Source organism: Mycobacterium sp. 852002-53434_SCH5985345 (assembly GCF_001667155.1).
In the GTDB taxonomy this organism is placed as follows: domain Bacteria; phylum Actinomycetota; class Actinomycetes; order Mycobacteriales; family Mycobacteriaceae; genus Mycobacterium.
This window is the reverse complement of sequence record NZ_LZIE01000074.1, coordinates 388,388-404,980: the sequence shown is the minus strand read 5'-3', so window position 1 is coordinate 404,980 and position 16,593 is coordinate 388,388. Positions and strand designations below refer to the sequence as shown.

Genomic DNA, 16,593 nt, shown 5'->3' with positions numbered 1-16,593 from the left:
GCAGACCATCGCCGGCGACCAGAAGAGCCGACGGTTTCACGGTGCCGCGCCGCCCCGGAGCCCCCCGAGCCGCCCGGCTAGGCGAATCGCCCGAATTCGCTGGGGGCGGCTGATAGCTTCGTCCTCGTGGTAGCGGGGCGGCGCGGCACCGTGAAACCGTCGGCTCTTCTGGTCGCCGGCGATGGTCTGCCACGCGGTGTCTCCGGCGCGGCCGACCCCCATTTCGGCAACGTGGTCAAGCTGTTCGCGCAGCTGTTTCCCGGGCGCCGGTTCGGTGGCGGAGCGTTGAGCGTCTACATCGACGGCGTGCCCGTCGTCGACGTCTGGACGGGCTGGTCGGACCGGGCCGGCACCGAGCTCTGGACCGCCGACACCGGCGCGATGGTGTTCTCGGCGACCAAGGGTGTCGCGTCGACGGTGATCCATCGGCTGGCCGACCGCGGCCTGCTGTCCTATGACCAGCCCGTCGCCGAATACTGGCCCGAGTTCGCGGCGAACGGCAAGACGGAAATCACGGTCCGCGACGTCTTGCGGCACCGCTCCGGGTTGTCACACCTGCGCGGCGTCACCAAGGCGCAGTTGATGGACCACGCCCTGATGGAGGAACGCCTCGCCGCCGCGCCGGTCGACCACTTGCGCGGCGTTCAGGCCTATCACGCGCTGACCTACGGATGGCTGTTATCCGGCCTGGCCAGGGCGGTGACGGGCAAGGGCATGCGGGAACTGATCCGCCAGGAGGTCGCGCGTCCCCTCAACACCGACGGCTTGCACCTCGGCCGCCCTCCGGAAGGCTCGCCGACCAAGCCCGCGGAAATCCTGATACCGCAGGGCAGGCTGCGCGCCCCGGTGTTCAACTTCATCGCACCCAAAATGGCCGGCCTGCCGTTCTCGGGCGCACTGGGCGCGATGTACTTTCCCGGCGTCGTCTCCCTGATCAAGGGGGACACTCCCTTCCTCGACGGGGAGGTCCCCGCCGCCAACGGCGTGGTGACCGGCCGCGGGCTGGCGAAGATGTATGCCGTGCTGGCCAACGACGGTCGCATCGACGGCAAGAAGTACCTGTCCGAGGAGTTGGCGCGCGGCCTGGCCGGGCAGGCGCGACGGAAGTGGCCGGACGCGAACATGGTGGTGCCCATGCCATTTCACCTCGGGTACCACGAATCGCCGGTCCCCGGTTTGCTGCGCGGTTTCGGCCACGTGGGTCTCGGCGGGACGCTCGGCTGGGCCGACCCCGAGGCCGGCAGCTCGTTCGGCTTCGTCCACAACCGGTTGTTGACGCCGTTGCTGTTCGACATGGGATCCTTTGCGGGCCTGGCCCGTCCGCTGCGGAACGCCATCCTGGCGGCCCGCGATCAGGGCCCGCTGCGGGTGCCGCAGCTCGGGGCCACCTACGCCAAACCCACTCGGCGCAAGGCGGTTCTATAACCGGGCCGCGACGAGGTTCGCGGCCTGCGCCGTCATCCCGGACTGCACATACGAGCCGTGCGCGAAGACGTTGATGTTGGAGCCGTCGGAACACGCCGGGTCGCCGGCGGCGCACATGTCGATGGTCTTGGCGGCGTACGGCGGACCGATCGGGGGAAACACGGCGCCCGACAAGCGATTCGCGAGTGCGCTGGTCGGATTGCCGAAGACGGCGATCGCCGCGACATGGTCGGCGGCTTGGGGCGGCATGGCCGGCGTGGCCAGATCGATCACACCCGCGCCCTGCGAAAATCCGCCGAGCACCATTCGGGTGCTGGGGCAGCGTCCGATCATGTCCTTTACGTGAGCAACCAAGTCATCGGCACCGTTTTGGGCGCTCGCCGCAAAAGCCTCAGTCGCGGGGTAGTTCACCGGATAGACACCCATCGACCGGCCGGAAAGCTGGGAGCCGAGCGCGTCGATGAACGCCTGGCCCACGGTGCCGACACCCGCGGGCTGGCCGGTGCCGCGGGCAAACGCCACCTCGACGGCGGGACACGGATCGGCATGAGCGCCAGGGCTGTTCAGCCCCCCGCCTGATGCCGCCGAGGTCACCGCGATCGCAACACCGATGACGAAGGGCTTTGCAATCACCGCTTCATGCTGACATAGGCGTTCCCACGCGGCAGCGTCAGCGGAAGATCGGTGTAGGTGACGATGCCCGGCGCCGCAGCGACGACGGCGGGGATCGCATTGATCGCCGGCATCGCGGTCATGATGTGGCCGAGGTCCATGAACTCCTCGATCGTCGTCGCCTCGAAGTACGGCGGCGGCAAAAAGCCGACCTTGGTGGTCACCGTCGGCTGCCCGTCGATCTGGATGACCCAGCCGTCTTGTTCGATCTTCCAGTCGGGTTCGAGCGTCTGTCCCTTGCGCCACCGCACGTTCAGGTCGATCAGGGTGGTGTCACCGACGATGCCCTGCCAGCTGATGTAGACGCCCGCCACGCAGCCCGCGGGGATGGTCCAGGACGCCATTTCGAGATCCGCCGTCGTCTGGGCGAACTCGGCCACGCAGCGCACCTCGTCGAGCTCGACGCCGAGCGCGTCGCCCACCAGCCGGACGGCCTCGCCGAAGATGGCCGTTCCCTTCGCCGCCATCGCCGACAGCTCGGGGTGGTCGATCGGCTGGCCGAAGCCCACCGGCTTCTCGGTCTCCGGTGAGTCGTAGAAGGTGGTGTCGGCGGCCTCGTTCACCGTGACCTTGTCGATCCGGTTGCACACCATCGCCGACACGATGGCCAGCAGCTCGGCGAAACCCGGACTCACGCCGGACCCGAAAATGGTGGCGCCGCCCTTCTCGCAGGCCTCCGCTATCTTCTCTCGACCGTTCCCGAGGTTTCCCCCGGTGATGAACGACGCCGTGGTCACCACGTTGACGCCCGCGGACAGGATGCGGACGAGCTCGTCGACGTCGATCCACATCGGGTTGTAGACCACGCAGTCCGGCTTCAGCGCGAGCAGCGCGTCGACGTCGTTGGTGGCCGCCACGCCCAGCGGCCGGATCCCGACCAGTTCGCCGGCGTCGCGGCCGACCTTTTCCGCCGACCAGGCGTAGCAGCCCACCAGTTCATAGGTGGGGTTGGCGACGATCGACTTCAGCGAGCTCTTGCCGACATTGCCGGTGTTCCACTGAACCACTCGATAGTTGTTTGGCACTCGCTCAGCATAGGGAATCGGGACCGGCGTTAGTAGGCGGATTCGGCCGCCAGAATTTCGGCGAGGAACGCGTCGCGGGCCGGCCGGTCCAGCCGCGCCCGCGCCCACCGCCGCACGCGTTCCCGAGTCTCGGGGGATTCCGTCGTATCGACCCCGACGAGCACCGACGTCGCCGACCAATCATGGTCCCACGCCGCCGATTCCGTGAGCGGACGTTGCGCGCCGTCGATCAGGGGGAGGGTCGCTCGGCCGTCGGCGTCCAAGACTCCGGCGCCGGAAACGGCGCCGGAGCGCAGTCGCACCTGCACACCGGTGGGCGCGTCCGGGCCGATGACGGCCGCCCGCACCAGTGCCGCGACGGCCGTCCCGGCCGCCCCGATCGTCCAGTCGACGGTGTTCTCGCCCGCGTCGAAGATGCCGGGCGGCACCCCGCCCCAGCTGACGGACGCGGTGCCGTGGGCGATCGGAGCTGCGGCGCGCGGGCCGGCGCCCGCCCCGGCGGCCAGGGCGTAGTCGTCGCGACGGCCGCTCGGCACGCTCAAGGGTGTACTCGAATCATCAAGGGCAGCAAAGAGTTCAGGCCAGCCGGGGCCGTCCACCCCTAGTTCGTCGGCCAGGCCGGCGCCCGCCCGCACCAGATCGAGCGCGCGCGGATCACCGTCGGCGAGGTGGGCGGCCAGGGCGTCGGCATGCGGCGCTAGCAATCCCGCGACGTCGGAATCCAAGGTGTCGTCGGCGAAGAAGCCCTGCGCGCCGGCGGTCAGCAACGCGACCTCGAGGTCCAGCAGTGCGCGGTCGAGCCCGGCGATGCCGTCGCGCCGGCTGGCGGGCCACCAGCGCCGCAGCCAATGGCCCACGGCCAACCTGCGGAGCGTGGCGACCGAGCCCGGCAGGATGTCCACGCCGGCGAGGTCGATGCCGTGCGGGTCGTCCGCCGACCCGACCGCCGAAGCCAGGGCGACGTGTCCGGATTCGCCGAGGATCCGCCAAAGCCAGTCGGCCCGGCCGAAATCGGTGAACGTGATGTGGGTTGCCGCAGCGTCCGGCTCGCCTGGCTGGTCCAAAGTCCACGACAGCACCGCGCCGCTGACCTCCAGCACCGCGGCCAGCGGCGTCGCCTCGCTGACGGGTCCGGTGCTCCACAGGCCGGAATCGGCAACCAATCTCATCCGGCCACCTGCAATTCCAGCATCGCCTTGATCCGCTGCCGGTGGTCCAGGCTCACCGAGCGCGCGACGCCTTCGAGCAGCGATCGAACGTCATCGACGTCGTCGCAGGGCTCCTGCCACACGTCGCGCCCGTGCAGCCGCGCCCAGAGCCGGCTCAGGTACGGCTGTGCGTAGGCGGCGAGGTCGTCAACCACCTGCCGTTGGCGTGGATGCATGGGACCGCCCTCGGCGAGGTAGCGCCTGGCGTGCAGCACGTAGGCCTCCTTGCGCAACCGCGCCTGAATCTGCGCCGCCAGGGTGTAGCGGCTGGCGGCGGACGGGTCCAGCGGGGCCAGCTCCACCGCCACCTCGATCCCCGCGACGAGCGTGGCCTGCTTGTCCTCGGCCATCAACCCCCAGGGCGCGCAGGCCCGGTCGACCTCCTCCTCGCAGAGCAGGGGGATATCGGGCAGCGCGTCGCGGTCCAGGGCGCGGCGCAGGGTCGCGCGCACGCGGTCCACAACGCTGCGGTCCAGCGGCCGGTCGCTGTTGGAGTCACCCGCGACTTGCGGGGGGCGTTGCGGGGCAACGGAACTCAGACCGAGTTCGACGATCGACCACGGCAGTTCCGCCGCCTCGACGCGGGCCAGGGCCCCGAGGTTGTACGGCGTGGCGTCGGCGATCATCGCCGACCAGACGCGCTGCCGCGCCGTCGCGGTGCGGTGGCTGTTAGCCGGCCCCAGCACGGTGGTGAGCTCGGCCAGGAAGGGGGCGGTGCCGGCGGCCCCGGCTGTTTCCGGGGCCCGCACGTCGCGCCAGCTGCGGTCGAGCTGTTCGGCCAGCGTCGCGACCGTTTCGGGATCGGCCACGTATTGGTGCAGCACCTCGATCGCCGTGCGGTCGCGGCCCTGGTGGACGTCGCCCAGCACCGCCGCGGCCGTCTCGCGATCATGCGGTGCCGGTGGGCCTTTCGTCACCGCTAGCTCGAAGCACACCGGGAAGTACAGTTCCTGGGCGTTTCCGGTGCGGATGCGCTGGCGGCGGCGCTCCATTTTGAGAACCTCGAACCACGCTGCGGCTGAGCGCATTTCGGCGCCACTGCCGACGATCAGGTCACGCATCGCCGCGGCCGTCTCGGTGGTGACGACGGGAGCCGAATATTGCGGGTTCGACCGCAAGCGGAGCACCAGCGGGTCGATGATGCGTTTGACGGTGCGGCTCAACGGGCCGCCGTCGTCGCTGCTGAGCACCTCCACACCCGGGCCGATCGCCCGCCACGCCGCGTCGATCACCGACCGACGTGGGTGACCGACTGCGACGGCCAGCTGCGAATCCGCGGTCATGTGCACAGAATAGGGGCATCTCGCGAAACGCGGCAGCCGAAAACTTGGGTTCGGTAGCCGGTCGGTGGCTTCACCCTGGTCGCATGAACAAGCTGTTGGTGCTGGTTGATCGGCTCAGGTGCGCCCGGCGCCGCCGCGGCGGGGACCGCGCCGTCGGGGTCGGTACCGTGCGCACGGTCGAACGTCAGGTTTTCATCGAGGTGGTCGCCGTTTCCGGGGAGACCTTCATCGGCAAGCTGGCGCGCTGCGGCGACGATCTCGACGTGTCGATGCTGCGGCCCGGTCTGGTCGTTTTGGTGGCGTTCGATCCCGCTGCGCGCGAGGAACTTTCGCTGCCCGACGACGTGCTGGCAGTGCACGCGGCCTTCGTCGCGTCGCTGTGAGCGCTACCGTGCGCCGTCCACCGCGAAGCTGACCACCGCACCCCAGTACAGCGGGCTCGCCGTGGCCTCGCCGTCGCGCCAGCGCCGCATCTGTTCGCGCTGCCAACGGTTCACCGCGCAGCCGGCGTCTCCTTCGGCGCCATGCGCGTGATCGACGGCCGCCACGACGTCGGCCATCGGATCGGCGGTGGCCGTGGTGAACTGGCGGTACGCCGCGGTGGTGGGCAGCGACCACAGGGTGGCGGTGACCAACTGCGCGCCGCCCAGGATCATCGCCGCCACCAGCCCGGAGGCCTCGTCGAATTGGTAGTCCCCGCCCGATCCGCACGCGAGCAGGGCCACCCGCGGCGGCATCGGCAGTTGCAGGGCCATCAGGTCCGACGCGGTCAGCGGGCGGTGATCACCGATGGCGTCGGCGTCGCCCGGGACGCCGGCGGTATCGGCCAGGTGCAGCGCGGCCCGATCGGCTTGGCCGTCCGCCGAACTCGCGTGGCCCACGTAGAGCAGCCTGCTAGGCGTCTGAGCCAGCAGCTTGGCCAGCCATGTGCGATCGGCGTCTTGCCGGCGGAACAGTTCGACCGCGGCCGCCGGGGATTCAATGGCCGGCAGCACCGGCCGTTGTTCCAGCACGCCGGTGAAGTGCCGCGCCAGCGGCGTGTCCGGCGCCGGCCTGCCCAGTACCGACCCCAGCGCGGAATCCGGGCGCTGCCCCGGCACCCTGGGGTCGAGGACCAGCAGCGGCGGACCGTCCTTCCTGGCGTCCCATCCGGCGGGCGCCCGCGGTGAGTGCACGATGTTCGGCGGGACCGCCATCAGGACGTCGACCAGTTCCATCAGCCGATAGCCGTCGGTGTGTTTCCCGATATCGGCGAGCTGCCAGGGGATCCGGGCCGCGGCCCGGCCGCTGGCGGTGATGGCCTCCTGGCGGGCGCGCACCAATTCCTCCTTGCTGGGGCCCGATTTCGGCACCGCCAGCAACCCCCACGGGACCCGGGCCAGCCGCGCGCTGGGCGAGACGAACAGGGCGGCGCGCGGCGTGTCCACGCACTCGGCGAGCAACTGCCAGCCGGCGGAGCCGATGAGCAGCACCCCGAGGATGTAGGCGAGGGTCAGCTCGCTCTCCGCCGTCGCGAACGGCCCGGTGGTCAGTGCGCGCTCGATGGCGTCCCTCGGGCTCTCGGAGCCGTGCGGCTCGGGCAGCGCGTTCGCCAGTTCTTCCAGCGCGGCCAGCAACAGCGGCTCTTCGATGACCCAGTTGACGGTTCGTGACGGCTGGCCGACGACACGCAGGCTGGCGTAGGTGGCGATCCCGACGTCGGCGTACCGCAGGATCAGGGTGGCCCGCTCGGTGTCGCTCACGGCCAGGTCGACCAGGCGGGCTCGGTCGCGGTGACGTCACGGCCGTAGCGTTGCAATGCCAGCGCCCGATAATGGCTCAGGATCGGCTCGGTGTCGGGCTGCATCCGCAACGGCGGCAACGGTCCGAGCCGGGTCAGCGATGCGCCGCCGGGGGCCGGCGAACCGGCCGCGGCCAGCACGGGGGCCGGCTCCGGATCGGCGTCGAGGGGGACGGGGGCGGTGGCCGTCGACGCCCATTCGCCGGTTTGCGGCCGCTGCAAGCCGGTACCGAAAGTCCCTCGGGCGCTGTGGTATTCGACCAGCTGACTGATCAGTTCGGTGTTCTCCCATTCCCAGGCGACGGCGAAGGCGCCGGCCAGGACCGGGGCCGAAATGCTGGCGGCCCAGCGTGATCTCGCGTCGGCGTCGACGATGGAGTACCGCACCGAGTCGACCGCCAGGGCGGCGGGGACCTTGAGCTCGGCGGCCTGCTGCAGCTTGGTCATGCCACGCCAGTATTCGTCGGTGCCGATCTCGCCGTGGAGGATGCCGAGTCCCTCCGCCTGCCGGGCCTCGGTCTCCTGCAGCGTCTCGTCGGGATCGCCCGAGCTGTCGAAGCCTAGGTCCGCCAACGCGTCCGCACGCCACACCGTGCCGAGATGATTGTCGAGCAGCGCGTACTGCAGCCAACTGCTGCGCGGCGACGAGTCGAGCAGTTCGCGGGCCTCGGCGATCAGCTCGACAGCGTCGGCGAAGCGGCTCCAGAAGATCGCTATCCAGCTGCGCTGCAACAAGATCCGGTGCAGATAAAGCGGCTTTCCCAGTTCGCGCCAGTGCCGCTCGGCGTTCTCCCAGCATTCGTCGGCGGCTTCCAGGGCGCCGGCTCCTAGTCGGGTGAGCCCCATATACAACCAGCAGCGGGCGACCTCGTGGGCCCGGGCGTGGCGGCCGATGACGGGATAGGCCTCCGACACCAGTTGCTCCGTGCCTGCGTGGTCGTTGGCTGCCCAGCACGCCGCCGCCCGCTCCAATTGTGCTTGCGCTGTGGCCAGTTCCCAGTCGTTGGCCCGTGCGCGGGCTTCCGCGCGACGCAGCCAGGGGTCGGCTTCCGGCAGCCGGCCCGTTTGGACGCAGAACCGGCCGTACCCGATGCCGGCGACGACCCGGAGGTGGTCGGCGGCGTCGCCGCTTTCACCGTAGCCCGCTAGGTCACGAATCACATTCTCCCACAACGGGACCGACCTGGCATGCAGGTCGTCGTCGCAAAGCGCGGTCGCGCACAGCACCAACGCATGGATGCGCAGGCGGGCGTGTTCGTCGGCCAGCGCGGGAACGTCCGCGCCGTCGTCCAACGCCGCCAGCGCTGCCGCCGCGCCCTCGTGATCGCCGATCGCCGCGGCCAGTCCGGCTTGCAGAAACTCGGCCCGGCGCGAGTACCGGCGGATCATGTGTGTGGTCCCGGCATCGGCGGGCATGCTCGCGTAGATCGCCACGCAGTCCTGAATTCGCCGGATGGATTCGCGCACGCCGTCATTCGCGCCGCGCTCGAGGTAGATTTCGCCGAGTTGCGCGAGGACTTCCAGCATCAGATCGTCCCGGTCTTCCCGCTCGATGCGCGGTATCAAGGACAGCAGCAGATCGCGCGCCCCGGCTTCGTCGGCCGCGTACGCCAGGCGGCGCGCGTTGTCCAATTCGTCGGGGATCGACACGGCTGCATCATAAGTCCGCCGGCGCCGCCCGGGCAGGGAAAGCGGCGAGCGGCGGACGCTGATCCAGGCACGTCCGCCACTCGGTCCGCAACCGATCAGCCGCAGGTCACCTTGATGTTGAAGTCCTTGCTGATCATGCCGGCCATCGGGTTCTTCAGGTCGGCGCCCTGCGCCTGGCCGCTGATGGTGTAGGTCTTGCCGTCCACCGACACGTTGGCCGAGCCGACCTTCGCGCCCATGTTGTTGCTGACCGACAGGGCGTTGCCATCGACGACCATTGCCAGCGACTCGACCTTAGGGGTGGCCTCGTCGGTCATGACGACGGCCAGCGCCTGCCGTCCGCCGCTGGAGCCACTGCCGATGTCGATCTTGCCGCCGGTCCGGACGCAGGTCACCGAGGCCGGGTCCAGGCCCGCCAGGTCAGTGCCGCCAACTTTGACCTGCGCCCCGCCGCCGTTGGCGACGCTCGGTGCCGTGCTCGATGCCGGGCTGGCCGTGTGGCCGCCGCTGGAACACCCCACCAGCACCGATGCGGCGCCCAGTGTCCCAATCGCAGCCGCGAGAAGACGTTTCACTTGCGGTCCCCTTCCTTCATGCGCCGCCCCGATGGCGTCGCCATGGCGCAAGTAGAGACCTGCCGATTCGCTACCGATCCCAATTTCGCGGCGTCGAGCCGGTAGGCTGCGTCGGGGTCGGCGCAGGCGAAGGGAGCATGCGATGTTGAGCGTGAAGTGGCTGGAAAACCCTGAGGCCCATGACTTTCCGGCGGCGGCGGACTACCTCACCATGCTGGCGGACTCGGCAACCGTCAAGAAGGTGATCAAGAAACTGAAAGCCGGCACCGTCACGCACCGCAAGGCCAAAGACATTCTCCGGGCGGCGCGGCTGGGCCTGTTGTCCGCCGACAATCCCCACGTCGCGGCCGACCTGACCAAGATCGAGAAGGGCCAACCGCTGTCGCCCATCCTGCTGGTGCGCGGTGACTTTTCGACCGGTGCCCCGTTACAGATCGCCGACGGCTACCACCGCGTGTGCGCGAGCTATCTCACCGACGAGAACACCGATATCCCGGTCGTCATCGCGGCCGTGAGCCGCTGATCGGGGATGTGACGATGATCGACATCAAGACGGTGGGAACCGTGCAGGTGCTGACCCTGTCGTCGGGTCCGGTCAACGCCCAGGACGTCGAGCTGCTCGACGAGCTGACCCTGGCGGTTCGCGATCTGGGGCGCTCGGAGGCCGGCGCGCTGGTCGTCACCGGCGCCGGCCGGGCGTTCAGCGCCGGGGTCGACCTCAACCGGGTGGTGGAGGGCGGCGCCGGCTACACCGATCGGCTGGTCCCCGCGTTGTCGGCGGCATTCGAGGCGATGTTCGCCTACCCTGGCCCGAGCGTCGCGGCGATCAACGGCGCCGCCATCGCGGGCGGATGCGTGCTCGCGTGCGCCTGCGACCGCCGCCTCATCGGCCCCGAGGCGCAGATCGGGGCGGCGGAGGTACGCGTCGGGGTGCCGTTTCCGGTCGCCGCGCTGGAGGTCATGCGATATGCCTGCGGCGATCGCGCCGAGGAGGTGCTGTTGGGTGGGCGCGCCTATCGCGGTGCCGAGGCCGTCGCCCGCGGGCTGGCCCATCGCGTGGTCGAAGACGATCTTCTCGAGGTGGCCGTGGCGGAGGCGTCAGATCTCGGCGGCATCCCGGCCGACGCCTATCGGCAGACCAAGACCCAGCTGCGGGCCCCGACGATGGCGCGGATCCGCGACGGCCGGGGTGTCGACGACGAGGTCCGCCAGATGTGGGGAGCGGACGGGACCCTGCAACGCATCGCCGCCTACGTGGAGCGCCTGCGGCGGCGCGACTGACTATTCCTCGTCGAGGGCTTCTTCGACGGCGACGCCGCCCCTGGTGCGCCGGCGACGCATCCGGTGCGACCCCTTGCCCGTCGGGCGGCGGTTGCGCAACTTGGGCTCGGTCGCGTCGGTCGCTTCGGCCTCCTGGGCCGGCTCTTCGGCGGCCTCTGCCTTAACGGCCTCGGTTTCCGCCGGCTCTTCGGCAGTCTCTGCCTTGACGGCCTCGGTTTCCGCCGGCTCGCCGGCGTCCGCCTCTTCGGTCTCCGCCTCTTCGGTCTCCGCCTCGTCGGCGGGTTCGCCGTCTTCCTCGCCGGCCTTTCGGCGCGACCGACTCTTTTTGGGTTTCTTCGCCTTGATCGGTTTCGGCGGTGGCGGCGGCAACTCGGCGACGAACGACAGGTAGAACGCGAAGAACCCGAGCAATCCGATCGCGGCCGCCGCGCCATAGATCGCGAACAGATACCGTCCGGCGGTGTCCAGGTTCAGCCAGATCTCGCTGATCGCGGTGCCGATGATCAGCACGCCGGCCAGCACATGGGCGACGATCGAGGCGACCCTGAGGGTCAGGGCCAGCTGCGGCGTCCCCAGCTCCGGCTTGCGCACCCGCAGCAGGTTGAACACCACGGGCAGCGCGGCCAGGGCGAACAGCGCCCCCGTCGCGATCCGAAGCGCCGTCCCCAACGAGTGCGTCGTGTCACCCATCAGCTCCGGCCAACGGGGCAACACGAAAAAGAAATAGAGGACGCCGGCAGCGATCGAGAACGACGCGTGCCACGGGATGGCGACCTTGCGCCCCATAAGCCTCCTCATGCTGGTTGGCTCAGGCCAGCCTAAAGGCGGCCGACCCGATTCCAGACCAATTCGTGCTGCCCGCATGGCGGACCAATTGCGGAGGATGCGGGATTTGAACCCGCGAGGGCTGTTAACCCAACCCGCGTTCCAGGCGAGCGCCATAGGCCACTAGGCGAATCCTCCGTGGCCATGGTAGCCGAGGCCGCCGTGGCCCTGAGTCGCACGTCGACTAGTTCGCGCCAGGTATTAGACTCGCCGTGGACCCCGCGCGGCGTCTATCCTGTGAACTCCCCCAGGGCCGGAAGGCAGCAAGGGTCAATGGGCTCTGTCGGGTGCGCGGGGTCCCCTATGCGGGGGGACCGTTTCGGCCCCACCAAATTTTCAGCGTTCAAGGCGAAAGGGCCCATGGTGTCTTTCGATTCCCTCAGCCCTGAAGAGTTAGCGGCTCTGCACGCGCGCAACCAGCAGGACTACGCGGATCTGCAGGCCAAGAAGTTGGTCCTCGACCTGACCCGCGGCAAACCCGCGCCCGAGCAGCTCGATCTGTCCAACCGATTGCTGAGCCTGCCCGGTGACGACTATCGCGATAGCGAGGGCACCGACACCCGTAATTACGGAGGCCTGCACGGCCTGCCCGAGCTGCGGGCCATCTTTGGAGAGCTGCTCGGCATCCCGGTGCCCCACCTGATAGCCGGCAACAACTCCAGCCTCGAGCTGATGCACGACCTGGTCGCCTTCTCGATGTTGTACGGCGGTGTCGACTCGCAGCGCCCCTGGAAGGACGAGGCGGGCGTCAAATTCCTGTGCCCCGTTCCCGGCTATGACCGGCACTTCGCCATCACCGAGACGATGGGCATCGAGATGATTCCCGTCCCGATGACGGCCGACGGGCCCGACGTCGACCTGATCGAGGAGCTGGTCGCCGTCGACCCCGCCATCAAGGGCATGTGGACGGTGCCCGTATTCGGCAACCCCACCGGAATCACCTACTCCTGGGAAACGGTCCGCCGGCTGGTCCAGATGCGGACGGCTGCGCCGGACTTCCGGCTGTTCTGGGACAACGCGTACGCCGTGCACACGTTGACGCATGACTTCCCGCACCAGATCGACGTGCTGGGGCTGGCTGCCGCCGCCGGCAACCCGAACCGGCCCTACGTCTTAGCGTCCACCTCGAAGATCACCTTCGCCGGTGCCGGCGTGAGCTTCCTGGGCGGATCGCTGGGCAACATCGCGTGGTACCTGCAGTACGCGGGGAAGAAGTCGATCGGCCCGGACAAGGTCAACCAGCTGCGGCACCTGCGCTTCTTCCGCGATGCCGACGGAGTACGCCTGCACATGCTGCGTCACCAGCAGATCCTGGCACCGAAATTCGAGTTGGCGCTGGACATCTTGGACAAGCGGTTGAGCGACGCCAAGATCGCCTCGTGGACCGAACCCCAGGGGGGTTACTTCATCAGCCTCGACGTGTTGCCCGGTACGGCGCGCCGGACCGTGGCGCTGGCCAAGGACGCGGGCATAGCCGTGACCGAGGCGGGCGCGTCGTTCCCGTACCGAAAAGACCCGGACGACAAGAACATCCGGATCGCGCCCACGTTCCCCTCGCTGCCGGACCTGCGCGACGCGGTGGACGGGCTGGCCACGTGCGCGCTGCTGGCGGCCACGGAGTCGTTGCTCGTCTCCGCCGCGTCCAGTGTGAGCTGACGGCGACGACCCGCCCGTCGGGCTCCAGTCAGCGCGCGCCGGTAGCCTGCTGACCGTGGCCCTCTACCGCAAGTACCGACCGGCAACCTTCGCCGAGGTGGTGGGGCAGGAGCACGTCACCGAACCGCTGTCGATCGCCCTGGAAGCGGGCCGGATCAACCACGCCTATCTGTTCTCCGGGCCGCGTGGCTGCGGAAAAACCTCGTCGGCGCGCATCCTGGCGCGGTCGCTGAACTGCGCCCAGGGGCCGACGGCCAATCCGTGCGGGGTGTGCGACTCGTGCACGGCGCTGGCTCCGAACGCCCCCGGCAGCATCGACGTGGTGGAACTGGACGCCGCCAGCCACGGGGGCGTGGACGACACCCGCGAGCTGCGGGACCGTGCGTTCTACGCGCCGGCGCAGTCCCGCTATCGGGTGTTCATCATCGACGAGGCGCACATGGTGACCACCGCGGGTTTCAACGCGCTGCTCAAGATCGTGGAGGAGCCGCCCGAGCACCTGATCTTCATCTTCGCCACCACCGAACCGGAGAAGGTGCTGCCGACGATCCGGTCGCGCACCCACCACTACCCGTTCCGGCTGCTGCCCCCGAAGACCATGCGGGCGTTGATCGGGCGGATCTGCGAGCAAGAGGGAGTCGCCGTCGACGACGCGGTGTTCCCGCTGGTGATCCGCGCCGGCGGCGGCTCACCACGCGACACGCTGTCGGTACTCGACCAGCTGCTGGCGGGCGCCGAGGATGACCACGTCACCTATCCGCGGGCGCTCGGGCTGTTGGGCGCCACCGACGTCGCGCTGATCGACGACGCGGTGGACGCCCTCGCCGCGTCGGACGCCGAGGCGCTGTTCGGTGCGGTGGAGTCGGTGATCGATGCCGGCCACGACCCGCGGCGCTTCGCCACCGACTTGCTGGAGCGGTTCCGCGACCTCATCGTGCTGCAGGCGGTTCCCGACGCGGTCAGCCGCGGTGTGGTGGACGCCCCGGAGGACGTGCTCGACCGGATGCGCGACCAGGCCGCCCGCCTCGGGTCGGCCACCCTGACCCGCTACGCCGAGGTCGTGCAGGCGGGGCTGGGCGAGATGCGCGGCGCGACGGCCCCGCGCTTGTTGCTCGAAGTGGTCTGCGCCAGGCTGCTGCTGCCCTCGGCCAGCGACACGGAGTCGGCGCTGCTGCAGCGCGTCGAACGGATCGAGACACGGCTGGACATGTCCATTCCCGCCTCCGAGGCGGCGGCCGCGCACCCGCCGGCGGCGACCCAGCCGGCGCGGCCACGCAAGGAGCCGCCCCCACCCAAGGAGCCCGCCCCGCCCAGGTCCGCTCCGCCCGTTCCCAAGCCGGAGGCGGTCCCCGAACCGGTCCCGTCGCCCCCCGTGCCCGAACCGGCCGCAGCGCCGATCGCCGAACCGGCCACGCCCGGTGAACTCAACGCGGCCGCCGTGCGGACCATGTGGCCGACGGTGCGCGACAAGGTGCGCCAGCGCAGCCGCACCACCGAGGTGATGCTGGCGGGCGCGACCGTCCGCGCGATCGAGGAGAACACGCTCGTGCTGACGCATTCGTCGGCGCCGCTGGCCAAGCGGCTGTGCGAACAGCGCAACGCCGACGTCATCGCCGAAGCGCTCAAAGACGCGCTGGGCGTCAACTGGCGGGTGCGTTGCGAGGTGGGCGCGGCAGCGCCGGTCGAGTCGGCCGCGCCGACCCCGAGGGCCGCAGAGCCGGCGCCCGACGTGACGCAGCGCGACGAAGAGGAACACATGCTCGCCGAAGCCGGCCGCACGGAGTCCTCGGCGCCGCGCCGCGATCCGGAGGAGGTCGCGCTCGAGCTGTTACAGAACGAGCTGGGCGCCCGCCGGATCGACGGGGGCTAGCGGCGGGTCGGCGCCCGAGGGCTAGCGGGCTAGGGCGTCCACCAGGGCCGCAGCGGCAGGTGGTCACAGCCGCGCTCGTCGACGTTGGCCGCCAGCACGTGGTGCAGCTGCAGGTTGTTCTGCTCGAAGGCGACCCGCGAGGCCGCCATGTACAGGCCCCACACCTTGGCGGTGGCCAAGCCGACCTCGTCGACCGCTTCGTCCCAGTGCTCGACGAGGTTGCGGCACCAGTCGCGCAGCGTCATCGCGTAGTGATGCCGGAAGTTCTCCTCGTGCAACACCTCGAAGCCGACGTCCTGGACCTCGGTGATGATGCGCCCCGAACCGGTCAGCTCCCCGTCCGGGAACACATACCGGTCGGTGAAGCCGCCCGCGAAGGAGGTCGACTTGTTGTCGTGGCGGGCGATGCAGTGGTTGAGCAGCAGCCCGCCGGTGCGCAGCTTCGACTTCAGGAACCCGAAGTAGGCCGGGTAGTTCTTGACACCGATGTGCTCGGTCAACCCGATCGAGGACACCGCGTCGAAACCGCCCTCGCGGATGTCGCGGTAGTCCGAATGCCGGACTTCGGCCAAGTCCTCGAGACCCTCATCCCGGATTGCCCCTTGCGCCCACTTCGCCTGCTCGCTCGACAAGGTGGCGCCGATCACCCGGACGCCGCGTCGCGCGGCGAAGCGCACCATGCCGCCCCAACCGCAGCCGACGTCGAGCAACCGGTCACCTTGCTGCAGCCGCAACTTCTCGAAGACCACCCGGTACTTGTTCTCCTGGGCTTCTTCCAGCGTTGCGTCGGCGTCGGGGTAGACCGCACACGTGTATGTCATCGACGGGCCGAGCACCCATTCGTAGAAGGCGTTGGAGACGTCGTAGTGGTGGTGGATGGCCTCGGCGTCGCGGGTCTTGGTGTGCATCAGCCCGTCGGCGATCCGCCGCCACCGGGGCGGCGTTTCTTGCGGCGGCGGGGCGATCGGGACCAGCCGCTCCAGCCCCATCGAGCGCACCACGTTGGCGAGCACCCGTGCCGGCGGCCGCTTGAATTGGACGCGGTCGGTCAGCGTCTTGAGCAGCTGGTAGGGATCACCGGGGTGCACGCCGTAGAGGTCCAGGTCGCCCGCCACGTATGCGCGGGCCAGACCCAGTTCACCGGGAGCGGTGGCCAGGTAGGTGGCGCCACGCGGGGTCCGAAGATCCAGGCCCAGTTCCGCGTCCTTGCTGCCGGCGGTGCTGCCGTCGTAGGCGGTGAACTTCAGCGGGTGTCGCCCGGTGGCGGCGAAGATCTCCAGGATCTCCGCCATGCTGAGTTTTCCGGCCGTGGCGCGGCGGGGTTCCTTGGTCTCGCTAATAGA

At 69.6% G+C, this 16,593-nt stretch carries 15 protein-coding genes, 1 tRNA gene and 1 other RNA gene; 7 read left to right on the top strand and 10 right to left on the bottom strand.

Going from position 1 to position 16,593, the window contains the following annotated elements; translation table 11 throughout:
* Nucleotides 1-150 precede the first annotated feature (150 nt).
* Entirely contained in the window at nucleotides 151-1,425 is a 1,275-nt protein-coding gene (locus tag A5756_RS19320) for a serine hydrolase domain-containing protein (RefSeq protein ID WP_066955924.1), read from the top strand.
* Here the strand turns inward: A5756_RS19320 and A5756_RS19315 are convergent.
* Genes A5756_RS19315 through A5756_RS19300 form a run of 4 tightly spaced genes read right to left on the bottom strand, consistent with a single transcriptional unit; the run spans nucleotide 1,420 to nucleotide 5,613 of the window.
* Complete coding sequence (locus A5756_RS19315; protein ID WP_066955921.1) at nucleotides 1,420-2,058, bottom strand: cutinase family protein; 639 nt, start codon at nucleotides 2,056-2,058, stop codon at nucleotides 1,420-1,422. The two genes, A5756_RS19320 and A5756_RS19315, sit on opposite strands and share 6 nt — an antisense overlap.
* Nucleotides 2,055-3,122, bottom strand: coding sequence for a dihydrodipicolinate reductase (locus tag A5756_RS19310; RefSeq protein WP_066955918.1), 1,068 nt, complete (start codon nucleotides 3,120-3,122; stop codon nucleotides 2,055-2,057). The genes A5756_RS19315 and A5756_RS19310 overlap by 4 nt, the downstream gene beginning before the upstream one ends.
* 29 nt (nucleotides 3,123-3,151) lie before the next feature.
* Nucleotides 3,152-4,291: a hypothetical protein gene (locus A5756_RS19305; RefSeq protein WP_066955916.1), complete on the bottom strand. Its 1,140-nt coding sequence runs from the start codon at nucleotides 4,289-4,291 to the stop codon at nucleotides 3,152-3,154.
* A complete protein-coding gene (locus A5756_RS19300; RefSeq protein WP_066955914.1) occupies nucleotides 4,288-5,613 on the bottom strand; it encodes a hypothetical protein in 1,326 nt (441 codons plus the stop codon). The genes A5756_RS19305 and A5756_RS19300 overlap by 4 nt, the downstream gene beginning before the upstream one ends.
* A 44-nt stretch (nucleotides 5,614-5,657) precedes the next feature.
* Between A5756_RS19300 and A5756_RS19295 the strand changes: the two genes are divergently transcribed.
* Nucleotides 5,658-5,996: a hypothetical protein gene (locus A5756_RS19295; RefSeq protein WP_066955912.1), complete on the top strand. Its 339-nt coding sequence runs from the start codon at nucleotides 5,658-5,660 to the stop codon at nucleotides 5,994-5,996.
* Between the two features lie 3 nt (nucleotides 5,997-5,999).
* Here the strand turns inward: A5756_RS19295 and A5756_RS19290 are convergent, their stop codons facing one another.
* The 3 genes from A5756_RS19290 to A5756_RS19280 form a co-directional block, all read right to left on the bottom strand.
* Entirely contained in the window at nucleotides 6,000-7,370 is a 1,371-nt protein-coding gene (locus A5756_RS19290; protein WP_369828695.1) for a CHAT domain-containing protein, read from the bottom strand.
* Entirely contained in the window at nucleotides 7,352-9,043 is a 1,692-nt protein-coding gene (locus tag A5756_RS19285) for a hypothetical protein (protein ID WP_066955907.1), read from the bottom strand. The genes A5756_RS19290 and A5756_RS19285 overlap by 19 nt, the downstream gene beginning before the upstream one ends.
* A 95-nt stretch (nucleotides 9,044-9,138) precedes the next feature.
* Nucleotides 9,139-9,618 carry a lipoprotein LpqH gene (locus tag A5756_RS19280; RefSeq protein WP_066955905.1) on the bottom strand — a complete coding sequence of 160 codons (480 nt, stop codon included), beginning with the start codon at nucleotides 9,616-9,618 and terminating at the stop codon, nucleotides 9,139-9,141.
* A gap of 142 nt (nucleotides 9,619-9,760) precedes the next feature.
* Between A5756_RS19280 and A5756_RS19275 the strand changes: the two genes are divergently transcribed.
* Together A5756_RS19275 and A5756_RS19270 are read left to right on the top strand one after the other, a co-directional pair.
* Nucleotides 9,761-10,141, top strand: a complete 381-nt coding sequence (locus A5756_RS19275; RefSeq protein ID WP_066955903.1) for a hypothetical protein — start codon at nucleotides 9,761-9,763, stop codon at nucleotides 10,139-10,141.
* A gap of 14 nt (nucleotides 10,142-10,155) precedes the next feature.
* Nucleotides 10,156-10,899, top strand: coding sequence for an enoyl-CoA hydratase/isomerase family protein (locus A5756_RS19270; protein ID WP_082948185.1), 744 nt, complete (start codon nucleotides 10,156-10,158; stop codon nucleotides 10,897-10,899).
* Here the strand turns inward: A5756_RS19270 and A5756_RS19265 are convergent, their stop codons facing one another.
* Complete coding sequence (locus tag A5756_RS19265; RefSeq protein ID WP_066955896.1) at nucleotides 10,900-11,685, bottom strand: hypothetical protein; 786 nt, start codon at nucleotides 11,683-11,685, stop codon at nucleotides 10,900-10,902.
* A gap of 91 nt (nucleotides 11,686-11,776) precedes the next feature.
* Nucleotides 11,777-11,862, bottom strand: a tRNA-Ser gene (locus A5756_RS19260).
* A 73-nt stretch (nucleotides 11,863-11,935) separates the two neighbouring features.
* On the opposite strand from A5756_RS19260, the gene ffs reads away from it, so the two are divergent.
* From ffs to A5756_RS19245, 3 genes are all read left to right on the top strand, one after another.
* An RNA gene (ffs, locus tag A5756_RS19255) (signal recognition particle sRNA small type) lies at nucleotides 11,936-12,030 on the top strand.
* A 57-nt stretch (nucleotides 12,031-12,087) separates the two neighbouring features.
* Nucleotides 12,088-13,380 (top strand): aminotransferase class I/II-fold pyridoxal phosphate-dependent enzyme, encoded by a 1,293-nt coding sequence (locus A5756_RS19250; protein ID WP_197505350.1) that lies wholly within the window; start codon nucleotides 12,088-12,090, stop codon nucleotides 13,378-13,380.
* A gap of 55 nt (nucleotides 13,381-13,435) precedes the next feature.
* The gene (locus tag A5756_RS19245; RefSeq protein ID WP_066955893.1) at nucleotides 13,436-15,250 is read left to right on the top strand and encodes a DNA polymerase III subunits gamma/tau; all 1,815 of its coding nucleotides are present in this window, start codon (nucleotides 13,436-13,438) and stop codon (nucleotides 15,248-15,250) included.
* Between the two features lie 29 nt (nucleotides 15,251-15,279).
* On the opposite strand, the gene A5756_RS19240 is transcribed toward A5756_RS19245, so the two are convergent.
* Nucleotides 15,280-16,590: a class I SAM-dependent methyltransferase gene (locus tag A5756_RS19240; protein ID WP_369828694.1), complete on the bottom strand. Its 1,311-nt coding sequence runs from the start codon at nucleotides 16,588-16,590 to the stop codon at nucleotides 15,280-15,282.
* Nucleotides 16,591-16,593: the final 3 nt, after the last annotated feature.